This is a genomic window from Campylobacter porcelli (assembly GCF_002139855.1).
In the GTDB taxonomy this organism is placed as follows: domain Bacteria; phylum Campylobacterota; class Campylobacteria; order Campylobacterales; family Campylobacteraceae; genus Campylobacter; species Campylobacter porcelli.
The window spans coordinates 1-18,908 of the sequence record NZ_CP018789.1 but is presented as its reverse complement, the minus strand read 5'-3'; the positions used below and the strand labels follow the sequence as shown (position 1 = coordinate 18,908).

16 protein-coding genes, 1 tRNA gene, 1 other RNA gene and 1 pseudogene are annotated in these 18,908 nt (G+C 33.5%); 10 read left to right on the top strand and 9 right to left on the bottom strand.

From position 1 onward, the window contains the following. Nucleotide 1 precedes the first annotated feature (1 nt). From argF to CSUIS_RS00070, 6 genes are read left to right on the top strand one after another with little or no spacing between them, the layout of a single operon-like run. Nucleotides 2-931: an ornithine carbamoyltransferase gene (argF, locus tag CSUIS_RS00095; protein ID WP_086296644.1), complete on the top strand. Its 930-nt coding sequence runs from the start codon at nt 2-4 to the stop codon at nt 929-931. Continuing rightward, the gene (locus tag CSUIS_RS00090) at nt 924-1,349 is read left to right on the top strand and encodes a DUF2603 domain-containing protein (protein WP_086237553.1); all 426 of its coding nucleotides are present in this window, start codon (nt 924-926) and stop codon (nt 1,347-1,349) included. The genes argF and CSUIS_RS00090 overlap by 8 nt, the downstream gene beginning before the upstream one ends. A gap of 2 nt (nt 1,350-1,351) precedes the next feature. Further along, nucleotides 1,352-2,707: an oxygen-independent coproporphyrinogen III oxidase gene (gene hemN, locus CSUIS_RS00085; protein WP_086296643.1), complete on the top strand. Its 1,356-nt coding sequence runs from the start codon at nt 1,352-1,354 to the stop codon at nt 2,705-2,707. Nucleotides 2,708-2,717: 10 nt separating this feature from the next. Then, nucleotides 2,718-3,536 (top strand): DUF5718 family protein, encoded by an 819-nt coding sequence (locus CSUIS_RS00080; protein WP_086242421.1) that lies wholly within the window; start codon nt 2,718-2,720, stop codon nt 3,534-3,536. After that, entirely contained in the window at nt 3,533-4,273 is a 741-nt protein-coding gene (locus tag CSUIS_RS00075) for a pyrroline-5-carboxylate reductase (protein WP_086296642.1), read from the top strand. Before CSUIS_RS00080 ends, CSUIS_RS00075 begins: the two co-directional genes overlap by 4 nt. Further along, complete coding sequence (locus tag CSUIS_RS00070) at nt 4,274-5,542, top strand: (Fe-S)-binding protein (protein WP_086296641.1); 1,269 nt, start codon at nt 4,274-4,276, stop codon at nt 5,540-5,542. It begins immediately after the preceding gene. A 6-nt stretch (nt 5,543-5,548) separates the two neighbouring features. On the opposite strand, the gene CSUIS_RS00065 is transcribed toward CSUIS_RS00070, so the two are convergent. The 3 genes from CSUIS_RS00065 to CSUIS_RS00055 form a co-directional block, all read right to left on the bottom strand. Next, on the bottom strand, nt 5,549-7,108 hold the full coding sequence (locus CSUIS_RS00065) for a methyltransferase regulatory domain-containing protein (protein WP_086296640.1): 1,560 nt from the start codon (nt 7,106-7,108) through the stop codon (nt 5,549-5,551). Next, nucleotides 7,105-9,171: a motility associated factor glycosyltransferase family protein gene (locus CSUIS_RS00060; RefSeq protein ID WP_086296639.1), complete on the bottom strand. Its 2,067-nt coding sequence runs from the start codon at nt 9,169-9,171 to the stop codon at nt 7,105-7,107. The genes CSUIS_RS00065 and CSUIS_RS00060 overlap by 4 nt, the downstream gene beginning before the upstream one ends. A gap of 174 nt (nt 9,172-9,345) precedes the next feature. Beyond that, nucleotides 9,346-9,420, bottom strand: a tRNA-Glu gene (locus tag CSUIS_RS00055). Nucleotides 9,421-9,531: 111 nt separating this feature from the next. Between CSUIS_RS00055 and CSUIS_RS00050 the strand changes: the two genes are divergently transcribed. Genes CSUIS_RS00050 through CSUIS_RS00040 form a run of 3 tightly spaced genes read left to right on the top strand, consistent with a single transcriptional unit; the run spans nt 9,532 to nt 11,799 of the window. After that, nucleotides 9,532-10,017: a hypothetical protein gene (locus CSUIS_RS00050; RefSeq protein ID WP_086237546.1), complete on the top strand. Its 486-nt coding sequence runs from the start codon at nt 9,532-9,534 to the stop codon at nt 10,015-10,017. Continuing rightward, entirely contained in the window at nt 10,014-10,856 is an 843-nt protein-coding gene (gene nfo / locus CSUIS_RS00045) for a deoxyribonuclease IV (protein ID WP_086296638.1), read from the top strand. Before CSUIS_RS00050 ends, nfo begins: the two co-directional genes overlap by 4 nt. A 16-nt stretch (nt 10,857-10,872) precedes the next feature. Further along, the gene (locus CSUIS_RS00040) at nt 10,873-11,799 is read left to right on the top strand and encodes a methionyl-tRNA formyltransferase (protein ID WP_086298523.1); all 927 of its coding nucleotides are present in this window, start codon (nt 10,873-10,875) and stop codon (nt 11,797-11,799) included. A 19-nt stretch (nt 11,800-11,818) separates the two neighbouring features. On the opposite strand, the gene CSUIS_RS00035 is transcribed toward CSUIS_RS00040, so the two are convergent. Then, the gene (locus tag CSUIS_RS00035; protein WP_086237544.1) at nt 11,819-12,247 is read right to left on the bottom strand and encodes a hypothetical protein; all 429 of its coding nucleotides are present in this window, start codon (nt 12,245-12,247) and stop codon (nt 11,819-11,821) included. A gap of 46 nt (nt 12,248-12,293) precedes the next feature. Here CSUIS_RS00035 and ffs point away from each other — a divergent pair. After that, nucleotides 12,294-12,391, top strand: an RNA gene (gene ffs / locus CSUIS_RS00030) — signal recognition particle sRNA small type. A 6-nt stretch (nt 12,392-12,397) separates the two neighbouring features. Here the strand turns inward: ffs and CSUIS_RS00025 are convergent. The 5 genes and pseudogenes from CSUIS_RS00025 to dnaA form a co-directional block, all read right to left on the bottom strand. Continuing rightward, nucleotides 12,398-13,609 (bottom strand): annotated as a pseudogene (locus CSUIS_RS00025) (HD domain-containing protein); the annotation flags it as partial. Next, nucleotides 13,609-14,052: a preQ(1) synthase gene (gene queF / locus CSUIS_RS00020; RefSeq protein WP_086237543.1), complete on the bottom strand. Its 444-nt coding sequence runs from the start codon at nt 14,050-14,052 to the stop codon at nt 13,609-13,611. The gene queF and the pseudogene CSUIS_RS00025, both read right to left, overlap by 1 nt. Before the next feature lie 8 nt (nt 14,053-14,060). Next, a complete protein-coding gene (gene gyrB, locus CSUIS_RS00015) occupies nt 14,061-16,385 on the bottom strand; it encodes a DNA topoisomerase (ATP-hydrolyzing) subunit B (protein WP_086242414.1) in 2,325 nt (774 codons plus the stop codon). 8 nt (nt 16,386-16,393) lie between these two features. Then, nucleotides 16,394-17,464, bottom strand: a complete 1,071-nt coding sequence (gene dnaN / locus CSUIS_RS00010) for a DNA polymerase III subunit beta (protein WP_086296637.1) — start codon at nt 17,462-17,464, stop codon at nt 16,394-16,396. A gap of 133 nt (nt 17,465-17,597) precedes the next feature. Then, complete coding sequence (gene dnaA, locus CSUIS_RS00005) at nt 17,598-18,908, bottom strand: chromosomal replication initiator protein DnaA (protein ID WP_086296636.1); 1,311 nt, start codon at nt 18,906-18,908, stop codon at nt 17,598-17,600.

The window sequence follows — 18,908 nt, the reverse complement described above, 5'->3', positions numbered from 1 at the left end:
TATGAGACACTTTTTGACTCTAAATGATATAAGCAAAGATGAAATTTTAGATATTTTAAACATTGCTAAAGATATTAAAAAAGAGGCGTTAAATAAGGATTATAAACCATATTTAAAAGATCAATTTTTGGCTATGATTTTTGAGAAAAGCTCAACTAGAACTAGAGTGAGCTTTGAAGTTGGGATACAACAACTCGGCGGAAAAGCGCTGTTTTTAAGTAGTCGTGATATACAACTTGGCCGTGGCGAGCCTATCAAAGATACCGCTAGAGTGCTTGGGGGAATGGTGGATATGATTATGGCTAGGGTTTATAAACAAAGCGATTTAGTGGAGCTTGCTAAATTTAGCGGTATTCCTGTGATAAATGGACTTAGCGATGATTTTCACCCTGTTCAATTGATGGCCGATTTGCTAACCTTAGACGAGCTTGGCTTAAATATCCAAAATATGAAAGTCGCATATGTAGGTGATGGCAATAACATGACAAACTCATGGCTTATGGCTGCTTCTAAGCTTGGTTTTGAGCTTAGAATCGCTACGCCAAAAGGCTATGAAGTCCCACAATGGGTAAAAAGCATAGCCTTAGAAAATGCCAAATCAAGTGGCGCTATAATCCAAATAGGCAATGACCCAAAAGAGGCTATAAGTGGCGTAGATGTCGTTACTACTGATACTTGGGTCTCTATGGGTCAAGAGGATGAAAAGGCTAAAAAAGTAGCTGATTTTGCTGGATTTTGCGTAGATGAGGGCATGATGAGCTTAGCCAAAGATAAAGCCGTGTTTTTACACTGCTTGCCAGCTTATAGGGGATATGAAGTAAGCGATGGCGTGTTTGAAGCTCACGCTGATGAGATATTTAAAGAAGCTCACAATAGACTTCACGCTCAAAAAGGAGTTATGGTCTGGTGCGATAGGATGAGATATGAATAGCCACTTAGAAAATATTAGTCAAACTCTAGGAATTAGCAAAAGGCGTCGCACAACCTTTGAATTAGAGCCAATGGAAGATAATCAAATGAAGCTAAGCTATAAAGGCAGGGCAAATTTCGATGCGCCATGGTTTGGTATGAATGGCAATAAGCCTTGCGCTCTTGTCCCAGCTGAGCTATTTGAAGCATTGATAAATGCGTTAAAAAACGCACAAAAAGAGAATTTCGAGCTAAAGCTTGAGCGATCAATTTTACAAAATTTACCAATTGATTTTGGCGATGTTTGGAGCGTAGCAATCGAAGAGATAAAAAGAGCCAACTACAAAAAAGAGCCAAATTTAGATAAGCTCATAGCAAAGATTAAAAAAGAGCACCCAAATCTATTTTTAGATATGCGCTCACTTGTTAATAAGGAGTAATTATGGTAGATTTTGAAGCTTTTGTGAAGTATTCTAAGCCAGGACCTAGATACACAAGCTACCCTACGGCTTTGGAATTTAGCGATGAGTTTGATTATGATGAGTATATTAAGCGTTTAAAAGAGTGCGATAAGCCACTTTCGCTATATTTTCATCTACCATTTTGCCGTTCGGCGTGCTATTTTTGTGGCTGTAATGTTATCTACACTAGCAAAAGCGATAAGATGAGTCGCTACTTGGATTATTTAGAGCGTGAGCTTGAAATTTTAGCTACCATCATAGATACTAAAAAAAGCGTTGTCCAGATGCATTTTGGCGGTGGGACGCCGACTTTTTATAGCGCTAGCGAGCTTGATAGGCTTATAAAATCCATAAAAAAATATTTTAAAAACTTTACAAATGATGCTGAGATAAGCTGTGAGATAGACCCAAGATTTTTAAATCAAGAGCAGCTAGAAGTGCTTAGCAAACATGGATTTAATAGAGTAAGCTTTGGAGTTCAAGATTTTGATGAAAAGGTTCAAAAAGAGATCCATAGAATTCAGCCATTTAATATAACTCAAAATGCGGTAAATTTGGCTAGAAAATATGGAATGCTAAGCGTGAATACAGATCTCATCTATGGTCTGCCATATCAAAATCTAGAGAGTTTTAAACGCACTTTAGAGCTAGGAGTTAGCCTAAATCCAGATAGATTTGCTATATTTAATTACGCTCATGTGCCTTGGATCAAAAAAAGTATGAGAAAATTTGATGAAGCCACGCTCCCAAGCCCAAAAACTAAGCTTGAAATTCTAAAATACACTATGGATTATCTACCAAAAAATGGTTATAAAATGATCGGTATGGATCACTACGCTAAGCCTAGCGATGAGCTATTTAAAGCTCTTAGCAATGGCTCCTTACATAGGAATTTCCAAGGATACACTACAAAAGGCGGAGCTCAACTAATTGGCGTGGGGCTTACTAGTATCGGCGAAGGCGATGACTACTACGCACAAAATCACAAAGATATGGTTAATTACGAAGCTGCTATTGATGCTGGGAGATTACCAAATTCAAAAGGAATTTATCTAAGCAATCAAGATAAGCTTAGAAAATTTGTAATAATGGAGCTGATGGCGAATTTCTCTTTAGATATTAAAAGGGTTGAGAGCGAATTTGGCATTAGCTTTTTTGACTATTTTAAAGCTGAGTTAGATGAGCTAGGCGAGCTAAAGCAGTTTATGAATATTAGTAATCAAAAAATTGAGATAAACCAAACTGGAACGCTATTAATACGAAATATCGCTATGTGCTTTGATGAGTATATGGCTAAATTTAAAGGCGTTAATAATAGCTTTTCAAAGACTGTTTAAAGGAGACTTTGTGAGTATAAATATAGGATTTGGAATAGCTGGAAACTTCGCTTTACATCTTGAACAAGCTGGTGAGGCTAGTGATTTTGCCTTAGTAAAAACTGATGATGAATACGCACCAAAGGGGATTTTCCCATTTTATATAAAGGGCAGTAGTGGCTTTTTAGGCAGAAATTGCATAGATAATAGCTATCTATATCTACCTAGCAATGAGAATTTAAATGTGCAAATGGAGCCAGAAATCGCCCTAAGATGCGAATTAGAGTATGAAAATGGCAAGGTCAAAAGCGTTAAGCCACTGAAATTTGCTGCATTTAATGACGCTTCTGTTAGAAATGATAAAACCGCTACTAAAATCTCTCAAAAGAAAAACTTCAGCACCGGCTCAAAAGGGCTTGGCAATGAGATTGAGATAGATAAATTTAGCATTGGTGGGATCTGCGATAACTATAGCTTGGTTTCATTTTTAAAAAGCTCAAATGAATTTATCAGATATGGAGAGTGTGCCAAGCTAAGTGGCTACTCATATTTTTATGAAAAATTGCTTGAGTGGATTAAAGATAAATTAAATACTCAACAAGATTACGCTGTGCTAGAGAATTTATCCAAAATTTTAAGCGACGCAAACTACCCAAATGAGATGATAATCACAATTGGCGCTACAAGATATGAAGAAGATGGAAAAGATAGGTATCTAAAATCTGGCGATATATGCTATGTAGTCGCATTTGACCATACTAAATTTGATTTACAAAGCATAACAAACGCTATAAAAGATGGCTTAAAATTACCAAGTAGCGTCTCTATTTTAAGACAGGAAGTAAGATGAAAATTACCATAATTGGTGCTGGAAATATGGGGCTAGCCATGGCTAATGGGCTAAAATCAGCTGGATTTGAGGTTGTATTAGCTGGGAGATTTAGTGGTAGATTAGAGGCTTTGCGTGGCGAATTTAATATAGAAATTATCGATAAAAATTATGATATAAATGACAAAAATATCATATTAGCCATTAAGCCAAATGCACTTGAGTGGTTTAAAAATATAGCAAATGGCAAAGCAAATTCGATAATTAGCGTGTTAGCTCGCACTAGCTTAGAGCAAATCCAAGCTATAAACGCCATAAATCACGCTATTTGTTTGCCAAATATCGCCGCTAAAGATAGAGCTAGTATAAATCCATATATGGCAAGTGGAGATATAGAGATAATAGAGCAAATTTTAAATGGATTTGGCAAGGCGGTTAAATTTGACTCAAAAGCTACTTTTGACGCAGCAAGTATCATTAGCGGATGCGCCCCAGCATACCTAGCCTTAGTAGCTGATGCTATCAATAGTGCCGCAGTTCGCTCAGGGCTAAATCTTAGCGACGCTCAGGCTATGACAAGTGGGCTATTTAATAGCTTTGCTACACTGATTGAAAATAGACACCCAGCCTTAATAAGAGATAGTATCTGCTCACCTGCTGGGACGACTATTGAAGGGGTGTGTAAGTTAGAAGAAGCCGGAGTTAGAACCGCCTTTATAGAAGCTATAAAAGCAAGTTTAATAAAACAAAGAGGATAAATGAGTAACTATAATTTTAGTGCGATTAGCGATGCATGTGTAAAATGTGGAAAGTGTAAGCCAAATTGCACAATATACAAAATTAGCCACGATGAAGTTAGAAGTCCAAGGGGATTTTTAGATCTATTAGGAGCGTATAATAGAGGTGAAATCGAGCTTGATAAGAATTTAAAAGATATATTTGAGAGCTGTTTTTTATGTACAAATTGCGTTCAAGACTGCCCAGTATCATTACCAACTGATACTATGATAGAAAATGCTAGAGCCGATATAGCGGCTAAATTTGGGATTTCGTGGTATAAAAGAGTGTTTTTTTGGCTACTTAGAAATAGAAAAATTATGGATATAGCAGCTAGATTTGGCTATGTATTTCAAAGTTGTGGATTTAAGATAAAAGATGGCAATATGAGCCCAAGATTTAATCTACCAATGCTAAAAAAAGAGCGTCTTTTACCAACTGCATCTAAAAAGAGCTTTTTAAACTCACACACTGAATTTATAGATAATGGATCAGATAAAACCATTGGAATATTCATTGGCTGTATGGGAAACTACGCATATACATCAGTAGGAGAAGGACTACTTAAGATATTAAAAGAGCTTAAAATCAACGCCCATTTGATGAAATCTCAAGGCTGTTGCTCGGCTCCAGCTTATTTTACTGGAGATTTTAACACTGTAGATTATCTAGCAAAAAAGAATATTGAGTATTTTGAAACGCTCTTAAATAGCGGTAAAATAGACGCCATCATCATACCAGAAGCTACCTGTTCGGCGATGATAAAGGTCGATTATGAACACTATTTTCATAGCGATCCGCAGTGGAAAAAAAGAGCTAAAGAGATAAGCAAATATATATATTTAGCTACTGAGTATTTTGCGAAATTTACAAATTTAGCCCAAATTTTACAAGAGCGAAATAGAGATAAAAAGATAGCTAAAATCACATATCACGACCCATGCCACGCTAAGAAAATGCAAGGAATTTGGAAAGAGCCAAGAGAGCTTTTAAAACAAGCTTATATCTTAAATGAGATGAGCGATACTAATAGTTGTTGTGGATTTGGCGGGGTAACAATGCAAAGTGAAAAATACCACCTAAGTCGCCAAGCTGGTCAAAGTAGAGCCGCACAAATAAACGCCGTAGATGCTAGTTGCGTAGGTAGCGAGTGTAGTGCGTGTAAAATGCAGCTAAATAACGCTCTACACATTCATGGTAGCAGCGCAAAATGTATTAATCCAATCGAGCTAATTGCAAATGCCCTATAGAGGAGTTTAATACTCTTCTAGCATTAGGGTATTTATAAGTGAAAGCTTGATAGTCTCAACCGCATTTTTGAAATACTCATTTTGCTCTTTTGGGCTTTTTAATAATATAGTTTTGCCATCTTTTTGAACAGTTGGGATTAATTTCTCTTTTTCAAATTTAGCTTTTATATGATCTTGAATATCTTTTATAGTGTGATTTCCATCAAACATTAATGTAAGCTCTAGCGTGTGTTTATCAGCATTTAATTTATCATTAGATGGAGTTGCTATGCCAATTGATGAGTTATCATTATCTAAAAAATATCTTAAATATGGCTCATAAGCTTTTTTTAATCTAGTTTTGCCAGGCGTGTATAATAGCTTCTTATGTGGCTCACAAGCTATGCTTAGAGCGTTATTTGTAACCGTTCTAATATCATAATACCTAAATACAATATCATCTTTTTGATACACAGCCTTAATCTCATCAAAACTCATAGTCGCTGGAAAAGCCTCATTTAAAGCTTTAGCCAAAGGCTCGATATATGTATCTTTAGCTGAATTTAATAGCTCAGGTGAGGGCTTAATGAGCTTAAAATATAAATTTGGAGCGAACTTCGCCTTATCATAATCGCTTGTTGCTAGTTTGCTTTGATTTTGCGATTTAGTAAGGATTGAGCTTCTAAATCTAATAGAGTATAGAAAATCATAAGCTTGATTAGCCGAGATATAATCATCAAATGATAGCTTAAAATACTCACTTATAGCACCATCTGGCAAAAATGATGGGTCAAAATGATAGGTCGCATCTGCTATATAGCAAAGCCCATTATCACCAGCATCAGCTACAAAATCTAAAAAATAAAACGGCTGATTACAAATCTCCATATATTCGTGTGCGACATAGCTTTTAGGGTATTTTTGAATGTGATTTATATACTCTAAATTTAAGCTCTTAATATGAGTAGCGCTTGATTCATTTGGAATATACTTAGCATAGAAGGCTTTTTGAAATTTAATAGCATTTAATCCAGACTCAAGATCAGCTACATTCCCGCTATTTTTAACCGCACTAAATCGCATAAAATCACGCAAAGGCTCTACATATTTCCACCCTGGATAGCAGTTATAGCTAATAAATGCCACGCCATTTGGACTTAATAACTTTTGACAACTTTGTAAAATCGCACTTCTTACAAAATCAGGCACCCAGCTATAAATTCCATGACAGATGATATAATCAAACTCAATCTTACCGCCAAATTCACTCACAAGATTACAAATATCCATCTCAATTAGCTCTATATTTTTACAGCCTATGCCTTGGGTGGCTGCTTTGCCAATGGCAATTTGTTCGCTACTTAGATCGATCCCTATAAAAGTTGAATTTGGGTGATTGATGGCTTGACCGATGATATTGCCACCCATCGCACATCCTATCTCTAGCACCTTAGCATTATATGGATCAGTAGCGGCTAAACCATGAAATCTAGCCACCGCACAAAGATAATCTACACTAGTTTGAGCATATGAGTATGAGTTGTAAGTATGCTCATCATAAGTGGATTTAATATCGCTATTTATCATTGTTCTAAGAGCTTATAACTATCCATAAATCCACTAGCTGCGTCAGCTAACTTGCCTAAAGTCGCATCAATGCTACCAGCTAAGCTAAAAATCCAGTAGCTCTGACAAGATACCCACTCAAATAATTTATCATTTTTCTCCTCTTCACTATCTGCTCTACGAGCTGAGATAACGGCAAGTTCAAGCTCTTGGCTATTTAGCATAGCCCCGCAAATTCCATAAAATGATGACATAAATATCCTATCTTTAAACACATACTCTTTTAACTTATCAATCTCAAATGATAGCTTTTGAAGTTTGTCATAATTGATTTTATCTTTCTTATCTTTCTCTTTTAATTTTTTAGATTTTTCTATCTCTTTGGCGATTTGAAGATATAATCGTTCGCATTTTTTTTGAATTTTATGACCGGTTTTAAAAATTCCAGTAATATTTTTAATAGCTTTTTTTAGGTGTTGCTCTTGTTTTTCCTTGCTTATTGGTAAAATCGGTTTAAAACTCTTCTTTTTACCCTTAGCGATAATCTTATCAGCCATCTCTTTAAATGGAATTTCAGTCGTTCCTTCTATTCTAGCTCCACCTTCGGTGCAGTTATAAAGCTTATAATTTGGATCACTTCTTTGTAGCATTGCGATATTATGTTCAAAATATTGCCTAAATAAATTCCATATAAATGTAGTTTGAATTTCGCCTTTACCACCATATTTTTGTGTCATGATAGGCACCTCTTCTACAGGTATCTCAGTCTCTTTAAATATATGCCCTTTGGAGTGGCTAGTGCCATCTTCACCATAGGCTAAATCCTGACCTATTAGCATTACATCTTTACACTCTAGGGCTTGAGCGATATTCCACGCCATATGAGCAGCACTCTGTCCACCGCCGATATAGCCAAATTTAAAATCCTTAAAGCTCATCTCATAATTTAATGGTCTTAAAGCATAACATACATCTTTATCATGTAAATTCTCAACCGATTCATGATGAGTAAGAGAGGCCACAACAAAGATAATCCCATCATCAAATTTAGTCCTAGTAGGCTTGAAAAAGTCTGGAGTAGGAGGAATTCTCTCTATTGATGTTACATAATCAGGCTTAATCCCATGCTCTTTTAAAATTGGATAACTCGCATCAACGGCTATTATAATTGTATATGGAGCAAGTTTTTTAAGTATTGGTAGCTGCTTATGAAGCGATGGGCCAGTAGATACGACTACGGCTGAGTCTATCTTGCCTTTGCGTCTATTTATAATATCTCTAAGAGGTATAGCACCAAATACATCTGGGAGATGCTGGGTGGTTTGAATCATTCCTAAAAGACAATCTTTAGAGTCATTGCCACGCTCATATAGGGTTTGGACGATTGCTTTTTGCATAGTTTTATTTAATTCTAAGATATTCTCTTGATACTTTTCATTATTATAATAATCATCGATAATATGCAAATTATAAAGCCTAAAGCTATGAAATACATCAGGCATTTTGCAGATGATATAAAATTGCAAAAATGTAACCTTGTGCGAATCTAAAATAACAAGCCTATCAGTAAAAATATCCCTAGAAAAGTCAATCAAGCTAAGTGCGGCATATAAAATTTCAATCTCTGGCTCGAAGACAAATATCTTTTTATGCGTTGGATTAGCCAAGATAGATTTTAAGAAAACGCCATTGCCAATTCCATAGATAAAAAGCGCTCTATGCCTAGCATACTCCTCTTCAAATTCTATAATTTTTTTCTCTACATCTTTGGCTGGACTCTCATATAAATACTCTTTGGTATCAAGATTTACGATATTTAAATCTAGTGGATCCTTACCCATAAAAACGCCAAATTTCTTATTCTCTTCAAGCCCAAATAGAGTAAGCGAAGTATCGATAGCATAAGGCATCATCGCAGTTATATTTTTATCTAAAGTGGTAATCTCTTCTTCATTTTTGATTTTTTGAGCTATTTTTGAATCTAACTCTTTAAATTTTTTCTCATCTTCAGTTAAATCTCTCTCATCTTTTTTTGATATATCATTTTTTAGCTCATCAATATCTTTTTTTCTACCATTTTGCATAATTTTTCCTTTTAAATTTAGCCTTATATCGGCATTTTTGAACTTTATTATAGTAAAATTTGGCTTAATTTAAAGAATAAATATATAATTAACTTAGGGCTAATGAATTTAAAATAAACTAAAAAAATATTGAGAAATGAAATATAAAAAAGATTTATAAAATAAGAATATAGGTGGTGACCCCTACGAGACTCGAACTCGTGTTACCGCCGTGAAAGGGCGATGTCCTAACCGCTAGACGAAGGGGCCACTGCGGTTGCGTGAGTGGAATTATATAGAAATCTTACTTAAATGCTACTTAAAAATATTAAAGATTTACAAAATAGATATATAATTTAACAAATTTGAAAAAGGCTTACTTTGAGTATATATAAATTTAGCTTTAAAATCTCTATTTTGTCAGCATTTGCTACACTATTTTTAGGATGTTTTGCCTATCAGCCGCAGCACTCTAGTAGCGTTTTATTTAGTTTTATTACGCCTAATTTGCGTATTAGCGATGCTGGATTTATACATAAATATACTAATCAAACTCAAATTCAAATCTACAATAGCGGGGCGTTAGTTTTAAATTTAAAACTAGCTGAAAATATCTGTATTAATGGGGTTTGTAGTGATTATCAAAGCTTTAATATAAAATATCTAAGATCAACTCACTATGATGAGATCTTAGATAATATCATATCTAAAATTCCAATCTATGATGGGGCAAATCTTCAAAAAACTAATTGCGGATTTGAGCAAAATATAGCTAATAAAATGATAAAATATGAAGTTTGCGATAATTTAGTTAAATTTATTGATAGTAAAAATATGGTAAAAATCATAATAAGAGAGTTACAATGAAGCGTATCGGAGCCCATGTAAGTGCAAGTGGTGGAGTGGCAAATGCGGTGCAAAATGCCGTAAATATCGGAGCGGATGCCTTTGCTTTGTTTGTTAAAAATCAAAGACAATGGAGTGCAAAGCCACTAACCCAAAGCGATATTAATGAGTTTAAATCAAATTTAAATAAATCCAATATAAAGCCAGAGTATATCCTAGCTCATAATAGCTATTTGGTAAATTTAGGTCATCCAGATCCACAAGCTAGGACTAAGAGTTTTGACTCATTTTTAGATGAGATTAAAAGGTGCGAAGCCTTAGGGATTGAGCTTATTAACTTTCATCCAGGCTCACATCTAAAGCAAATAAGCGAAGATGAGTGCTTGGAGTTAATAGCACAACAGATGAATGCTCTACTTCAAAACTCATCAAATATCAAGCTAGTTATCGAAAATACCGCCGGTCAAGGTAGCAATCTAGGATATAAATTTGAGCATCTAGCAGCATTGATCGCTATGAGTAAGGATAGCAGTCGTGTAGGCGTGTGTATCGATACTTGCCATCTATTTGCTAGTGGTTATGATATTAGAGATGATGAGAGTTATGCTAAAACTATGAGCGAATTTGATAAGATAGTTGGGTATAAATACCTTAGCGGAATGCATGTAAATGATAGCAAAGGAGCTCTTGGCTCACGCAAAGATCGCCACGATAGCTTAGGAGTGGGGCTAATTGGTAAGCAAGCCTTTAAATCCATTATGAATGATCCTAAAATCGATGAAATTCCTTTGATTTTAGAGACTATTGATGAGAGTATTTGGGCTGATGAGATTAAGATGCTTAGAGATTTTATAGATTAATTTTTGGAGGTGTATGATGAGCTTAGGGGGGGGTACAAACCTTAATAGAAATTTAAAAATCGGCTACTTCGCTGATGGGATTTGGTCTCATAATGCTTTTAAAATAATCATTAAAGACCCAAATATGCAAATTGCTTTTATCTGCGTTAGAAATGGCTCAGATGATGAAATTTTAGCTAAATTTGCCAAAGATTATGGGATTGAGATTTTAAAACATAAAGATATAAATTCGCTTGAGTTTATATCCAAAATTGCTAAATTTAAGTGTGATATTTTGGTCTCTATGTCATTTGACCAAATTTTTAAACGCCAAGTTATAGATCTAACACCACTTGGTGCGATCAACTGTCACGCTGGTGCTTTGCCATTTTATCGTGGTAGAAATATCTTAAATTGGGCTTTGATAAATGATGAAAAGAGCTTTGGTATCACTGTGCATTATATAGATGAAGGAATTGATACAGGCGATATAATTTTACAAAAGCACTATGAGATTAACGATAGTGATGACTACTCCACACTGCTACAAACGGCTCACAACCAGTGTGGGTATGTTTTATATGAGGCTTTAAAGATGATTTTAGGTGGAGATTTTAAGCCAATTAAGCAATCAAATATCGATAAATACGGCTTTTACTGCACACAAAGAAAATTTGGCGATGAGATGATTGATTGGAATCAAAATAGCCGTGATGTGTTTAACTTTATCCGTGCGATCACTCATCCAGCTCCACTAGCAAGGGCTATAATAAATGATAAAGAGATGAAAATAATAAAAGCAATATATCATCAAAATGCTCCAACATATAAGTGCGTAAATGGCGCTATAGTGGGAATTAGCAAAAATGGATTTTGGGTAAAATGCGCTGATAAGGCGCTAGAGATTACTGAATTTGAGTATGAAGGTAGGATTAAAATCGGCGATAGATTTAAAATTTCTTAATATTTTAGCGATTGTGATTTTAATTATGTGAGTAAATTCTAACCTCATTTAGGAAAAATTCATACACCTGCTGTTGAAAAACAGCATCAGTCTCATCGCTATTAATCATCAATCTTCTAAGATGTTCAAAATCAATCTTTTTGACATATCTTTTAATTGATTTTAACTCATAATCTATATCTTTTAATAAAATATCCAAATTTAGCTTACTGCCTTGAGTTGCCTTATCTACATACTCTTTTATCGTTTGGACTAAGATGTGGATTCTCTTCTCATCATTGCCATATATATCTTTTGCTATATCTTCTACTTCGTAATAATCACTATCTGATATACTCTTTTTAGCAATTAGCATGGCAGTTAAAATTTTAGCTCTAAACTCTAAAGAGCGGTAATGTGGGACAAAAAGCTCACGAAAAATAGATAAAAAATTTAATTTATAACTCATCATAATCCTACTTTAAGTAAAATATGGATATAATTTCATCCGCCTTTCCTTAGACCTGTGCAATGCTTTTAAAAAGCACCGCTTCAGGATGGGAACATAGCAGAGCACTTTTTACAGGTGTGTGCCGCAGTCATCTGGGGAGAGGTTTTCTATACCTAAATACTCCATAAAATCTATACAAATTTGATTAAAATCCACCCCTTCGATCTTTGGATTTCTTTTAAATTTAGCTCTTATATTTTGAAAACCTTGGACTAAATCTTTACTCTTTACACCATAGCTTATAGATAGCCCAGCCTCCACAAAAGCAGCTAGATTATCACAATATTTAAGTGCTTTTCCATCAATGCTACTAAATTCATCACCATTTACATTATCCATACTTCCATGATATGGCTGCGGAGTTGTGCGGCAAATTCTATTTTCAAATTCATGTTTTTTAAGCACTCCATTATCATTTCTAACGCCTAAAATATAGCTAAATTCATCTCTAAAGCTTTGTGGGACATATGGGAGAATTTTATCTTCAATCAGTCTCATCTCATACTCGCTAATTATCTCATTTAACCCATCAATGCCATATTTAACAGGGCTTATAATATCACGAGTTAGGCTCTCTGGTAAATCGTGGAATAAAGCACAATAAAAATTATTTTCTAATCTTTTTGAATTTGCCCCAACTTTAAGTGAATAAAAATAACCAAATATCGCCACAACAAGCATATGCCCTAAAACTGCAGTTTCTGGAATTCTACTAGTTTGTGCCCAGCGCTTTTGAAATCTCAATCTTCCGCTTAAATCAACAATACGAGCTAATTTTTGATTCATCGCAATTTTCCTAACACCAATTAGCTCATAATAATCCTCTAACTCCTCATCTACTTGCTGTTTTAACTCATCGATATTATTTAAAAATTTACTAGTTTGATATACGATACTAAATTCCCATTTTGTAGCTAGATAGCTAGCAGCTTTTAAGATTAATTTCTCTTTTAGATGAGATTTATCATCTATAAAATTCCTAAATCTTTCTAGAAATTTACCCCCATCTATATCATCTATTAATGGCTCTAAATTCGTTAAAACCCAGCTATTTATCTGAGAAGCTTTGGTCTTTTGAATGTGATGAAAGACATCTGGGCGAATATCAGTAACCACAACTCTACTTAAAAACTCAAACACCCCACCTTCGATTATATATCGCATATCTATATTATTTTCAAGCTTAGCGATAAAATAGGCAATGATAAATTTATGAGCTTGTTTATCTAATTCTAATAAATCAACCATTTTAGGGTAGTCATTCCACCTTGAGATATTGGCCGCTTTAAAAATATGCTCAATAAGCCTTGGGTTTATCATTAGTTAAATTTCCTAGTACTTTGGAATTCAATAGAGCTTGTATCATATTTTTGCTCTCTTATCATATTACTATCTACTTCTATGATTGTATGGACATTGCCCCTTGGATTAAAATCACCCACAACTCTTAAATATTTTGGTTTTAACTTACTATCTAATGTATCATAAATTTCATTTATACTAGCTTCGTGGCTGATATGGCGATTTAAAAAGCTATTGATATATAGTTTTAAAGCTTTTAACTCTACTACAAATTTATCAGGAACATATGTAAGATAAATTGTAGCAAAATCTGGATAGCCACTCCTTGGACAAAAACAAGCAAACTCAGGTAGTGTAATTTTAATAGCGTAATCTTTATTAGCACTATTTGGCCATATCTCAAAATCCTTATCAAGGTCAAATTGGGCTATGATTTTTTCACCATATTTTAAATTTTGCATACCTATCCTTATACATCTAAATGCTTAACATCTTTAGCATGAGCTTGGATATACTCTCGCCTTGGCTCGACCTCATCACCCATAAATAGCTCAAATATATCACTTGCACTTTGCATATCTTTGACATCTATTTTAAGCAAACGGCGATTTTCTGGATTCATAGTAGTCTCCCAAAGTTGCTCTGGATTCATCTCACCTAAACCTTTGTAACGCTGGATATAAGCACCTTTTTTCGCACTTTTTTCGATATTTTCTAAGATTTCTAAAGGATCCCCATTAAGATCGATCTCACGCTCTTTCATCTTAGAGTATATATGAACTGCCTCAATGTATAAAGGATTGACAAATAAAGAGTCATCTATAACTAACTCTTCAAGTCCGCTTGGTGTTTGGACATAAATTCTAATCTCATTTTCATTGACATATGAGTTTAAAATATTATAGTTTTGACTATCTAGCTCAACTTTTATAATCTCAAATAACTCTTTGAAATCTTTACTTATAATATCTGGATTTTCTATCATATATCTAATCGCACTTAGGACATTAAAACGCTTTTTAAGCTCATTTAAAACCGTTCTATATGTGCTAATTAATTTTAGATAATCTATCAAATCATTACTACCAACTCCTTGGAAATCTTCGCTCTCAATGCCAGTTTCTATAAGGAATTCATTTAAGGCTTTTTCATCTTTTAAATAAATTTCTTTTTTGCCTTTTTTATATCTATAAAGTGGTGGCTGAGCTAAATAGACATTTCCATTTTCGATAATTGGTGTAAGAAATCTAAAGAAAAATGTAAGAAGTAGGGTTTGGATATGGCTTCCATCGACATCAGCATCAGTCATAATGATGATTTTATGGTATCTTAGCTTACTAGCATCAAACTCATCACCGATACCACAACCAAATGCGGTTATCATATTTTTTATCTCTTCGGATTTTAAAATTTTATCAAGCCTACTCTTTTCTACATTTAAAATTTTACCACGAAGTGGCAAAATAGCTTGAAATACTCTATCACGACCTTGCTTTGCTGAGCCTCCAGCAGAATCGCCCTCAACAAGGTAAATTTCGCTCTCACTTGGGTCTTTGCTTTGACAATCAGCTAATTTACCAGGCAATGTTCCAACGCTATTTAAACTATCTTTTTTGCGTGTTAAATCTCTTGCTTTTTTAGCTGCTTCCCTACCACGAGCTGCCATTAGAGCTTTATTCATAATGGCTTTTGCTTCGTTTGGATTTTCTTCAAAATATTTACAAAGCACTTCAAAAGTCATCTTTTGGACTATTGGTTTTACATAGCTTGAGCCAAGTTTGCCTTTAGTTTGCCCTTCAAATTGTGGCTCTGGAACCTTGACACTTACAACAGCTATAAGACCTTCTCTTATATCATCTCCAGTGATTTTAGTATCTTTTTCACGAGTAGCGGCATTTGCTGCTATGTAGTTTGTAATAGCTCTAGTAAGCCCAGCTCTAAATCCAGCTTCGTGAGTTCCGCCATCAGGGGTTTTAATATTATTTACAAAGCTTAATAAATTTTCGCTATATGTATCATTATATAAAAGAGCAAAATCAACTATAACATCATCTTCCCCACCGCTAAAGCTCACAGCTTTGCTTACTGGATTGCTCTTATTCATATCAGTTACAAAGCTCTCAAGTCCGCCATCAAAGTGATAACTCTCTTTAAATCCATCTCTTTGGTCTTTGAAATTTATAGTAATTTTTGGATTTAAATATGCTAATTCTCTAAATCTTTTGGCTAAAATTTCTCTATCAAATTTAGTTATTTCAAAGATAGTATCATCAGGCCAAAACTCTACGCTAGTTCCAGTTCTATTTGTAGTTTTGATAACTTCTAAATCGCTTTGAGGTATGCCTTCGGCGAATTCTTGGCGATGAAGTTTGCCATCTCTTTTTATATTTAAAACTAATTTTTTAGATAGAGCATTGACAACTGATACACCAACTCCATGAAGTCCGCCTGATACTTTATATGTATCTTTATCAAATTTACCCCCAGCGTGCAGAACGGTTAAAACCACAGTCGCAGCTGAAATTTTCTCAGTTGGATGAATATCTACTGGAATTCCCCTACCATTATCTGTGATTATAGCTGAGCCTTCATTTGTAAGCTCAATATCGATAGTATCGCAATATCCAGCCATTGCTTCATCTATGGAGTTATCTACTACTTCATAGATCATATGATGAAGACCATTTATATTAGTATCGCCTATATACATTCCAGGGCGTTTTCTAACGGCTTCAAGACCTTTTAAAACCTTGATATTTCCAGCGCCATAATCTTTTTTTTCTAAATTTTCCATCTTAATCCTTAAATATTTATAGGCATTATTATTGTTTTTAACTCTTCGCAGCTAAGCACAAATGGAAGTCCTATATCATTGTATGATAAGGTAAATTCACTATCTTCTATACTTGATAAGAAATCAAGAATAAATCTATTTTTTACTCCTAGTATTATATTTTCTTCTATATTAAATTTTTGTTCTATTATGGTTTTTGCTTCGCTATTATCATTATTGATACTTTCAAATGATATATTTTCTGGAGTTATTGTAATTTTTATAATTTCAGATAGCATTGATATTGTTTTAATGCCTTCTATCATTTTTTCACGATTTAGTGTTATATTTATTTTAGACTCTTTTGGTATTACTCTTGCGTAGTCTGGATAGCGTCCATTTATCAATTTTGTGAAAAATTCGAAATTTTGGCTAATTGAGATAAATATATTTTCATCATAGTAAATTTCGATATTTTCATAGAATATTTTTTGAATTTCAACTATAGCTTTTTTAGGAATTATTATACTAAATGGTTCATTTTCTGATTTTATATCTAGTGTGTATATGCTAAGTCTTTTTGTATCTGTCCCGACTAAATTTATATTTTCATTTTTAATATCTATTAATGCACCTGTTAATTCTATTTTGGAATTAGTATTTTCTATTGAATTTGTGATTTTCTTTAAACTTTTGCTTAGATTTGCTGCGTTTATATTAAATCTTTTTTTATTTTCAATTGTTGGGAAATCTGGGAAATCATCAGCTTTTTGCATAGGTAGGCGATATTTAGAGTTATTTTGTTTTATATATAGATGGTTTTGAACTGTCTCTAGCATAATTTCGCCATCTTTTAAGCTTTTTATAATATCAAGAAGTTTTTTACCATTTGCAGTAGCTATACCTTCATCAATTATATTTACATTTGAAGCTTTATAGCTTAGTCCAATCTCATTATCTGTAGCTTTGATTGTTAAAAGAGAGTCTTTAGCACTTATGAATATATGAGATGTGATTGAGCTTAGATCTTTTTTATCAAGATATGAATTTGTGTTTATTATTATTGTTTCTAAGATATTTTTTTTGATTAAAACTTTCATTTTTTGCCTTTATTTTTAAATTTATTTTTTTATTTTTAGTTAGTTTGTTGATTTTGTGAATAACTACACAAAACGCCGTAAATTTGGTTAAATTTTATTGAATAACTCGCAATATAATTTTCACACATATTCACTATTCCTTTGATAATATTTTATTTTTTAACTCTTCTAATCTAGCTTTAAAATAGCTATCATTTTCTATTAAATTATTAATTTTTTTGATATTATGGCTTACAGCACTATGGTCTTTTAACCCAAAATGTGAAGCTAGTTGTGGCATTGAATTTGGGGTTAAGGTTTTAGCTAAGTATATACAAATTCTACGAGCTTCTACAATGTTTTTTGTGCGATTTTTGCTCTTTATATCACTTGGTTTTATATTCATCTCATAAGATACATATTGTATTATATTTTCTAAGCTTATGGCTTCTTTTTTCTCTTTTATCTGATCTTTTATGACATTTTTGGCAAATTCAAGTGTGATATTTTGACGCATAATATTAGCAAAAGCATTGATATTGATTATAGCGCTTTCTATCTCTCTTATATTATCGCCCATATTTGAAGCGATATATTCTATTATATCATCGCTTAATTCTATTTTGTCAAATTCGCATTTAGTCTTGATAATTCTAATTTTGGTATCTAGCTCTGGTGGAGTAATATCAGCCATAAGTCCCCACTCAAAACGACTTTTTAATCTCTCTTCAAAGCCTTTTAGCATTTTTGGAGGTTTGTCTGAGGTCATAACTATTTGACCATTTTTAGAGTGAATTTCATTAAAAGTATGGAAAAACTCCTCTTGAGTTTTTTCTGATTTATGGAAAAATTGAACATCATCGATTAATAAAACATCGCAATTACGATATTTTTCTTTAAATTTATTCATAGTTCTATTTTCTACATTTCTTATAAAATCACTTGTAAATTGCTCACTTGTAATGCAAATAACGGTTTTGCCATTTTCTAAGCATTCATTTCCTATGGATTGTAAAAGATGAGTTTTACCAAGACCAGTTGGACCATAGATAAATAGTGGATTATAGGCTTTTCCAGGGTTTGTGGCTACTTGCTTTGAGCTGATAAAAGCAAATTGATTAGAGTCTCCAACGACAAAATTATCAAATGTATAGCTAGGATTTAATAGTGAGCTTTGGCTCTTTATCTCTTTTACATTTACATCTTTTAACTTAATATTTAAGTCTGCTTTTTGCGTTGTGATGATAACTTGAGGTTTTAAACCTGTGTGAATTTCATAGATACTAGCTAATTTATTAGAATATTTTGTCTGGATAAATCTAGCTATAAGTTCATTTGGAGCGATGAAGACTACCCTTTGAGAATTTGAGCTTTTTTCATTAAATTTAATCTGTGAAATGTAGTTATCCATCTCACTTTTTGATATTTCTTGGCTCAAAATTTCAATCGCTTCTACACCTAGCAA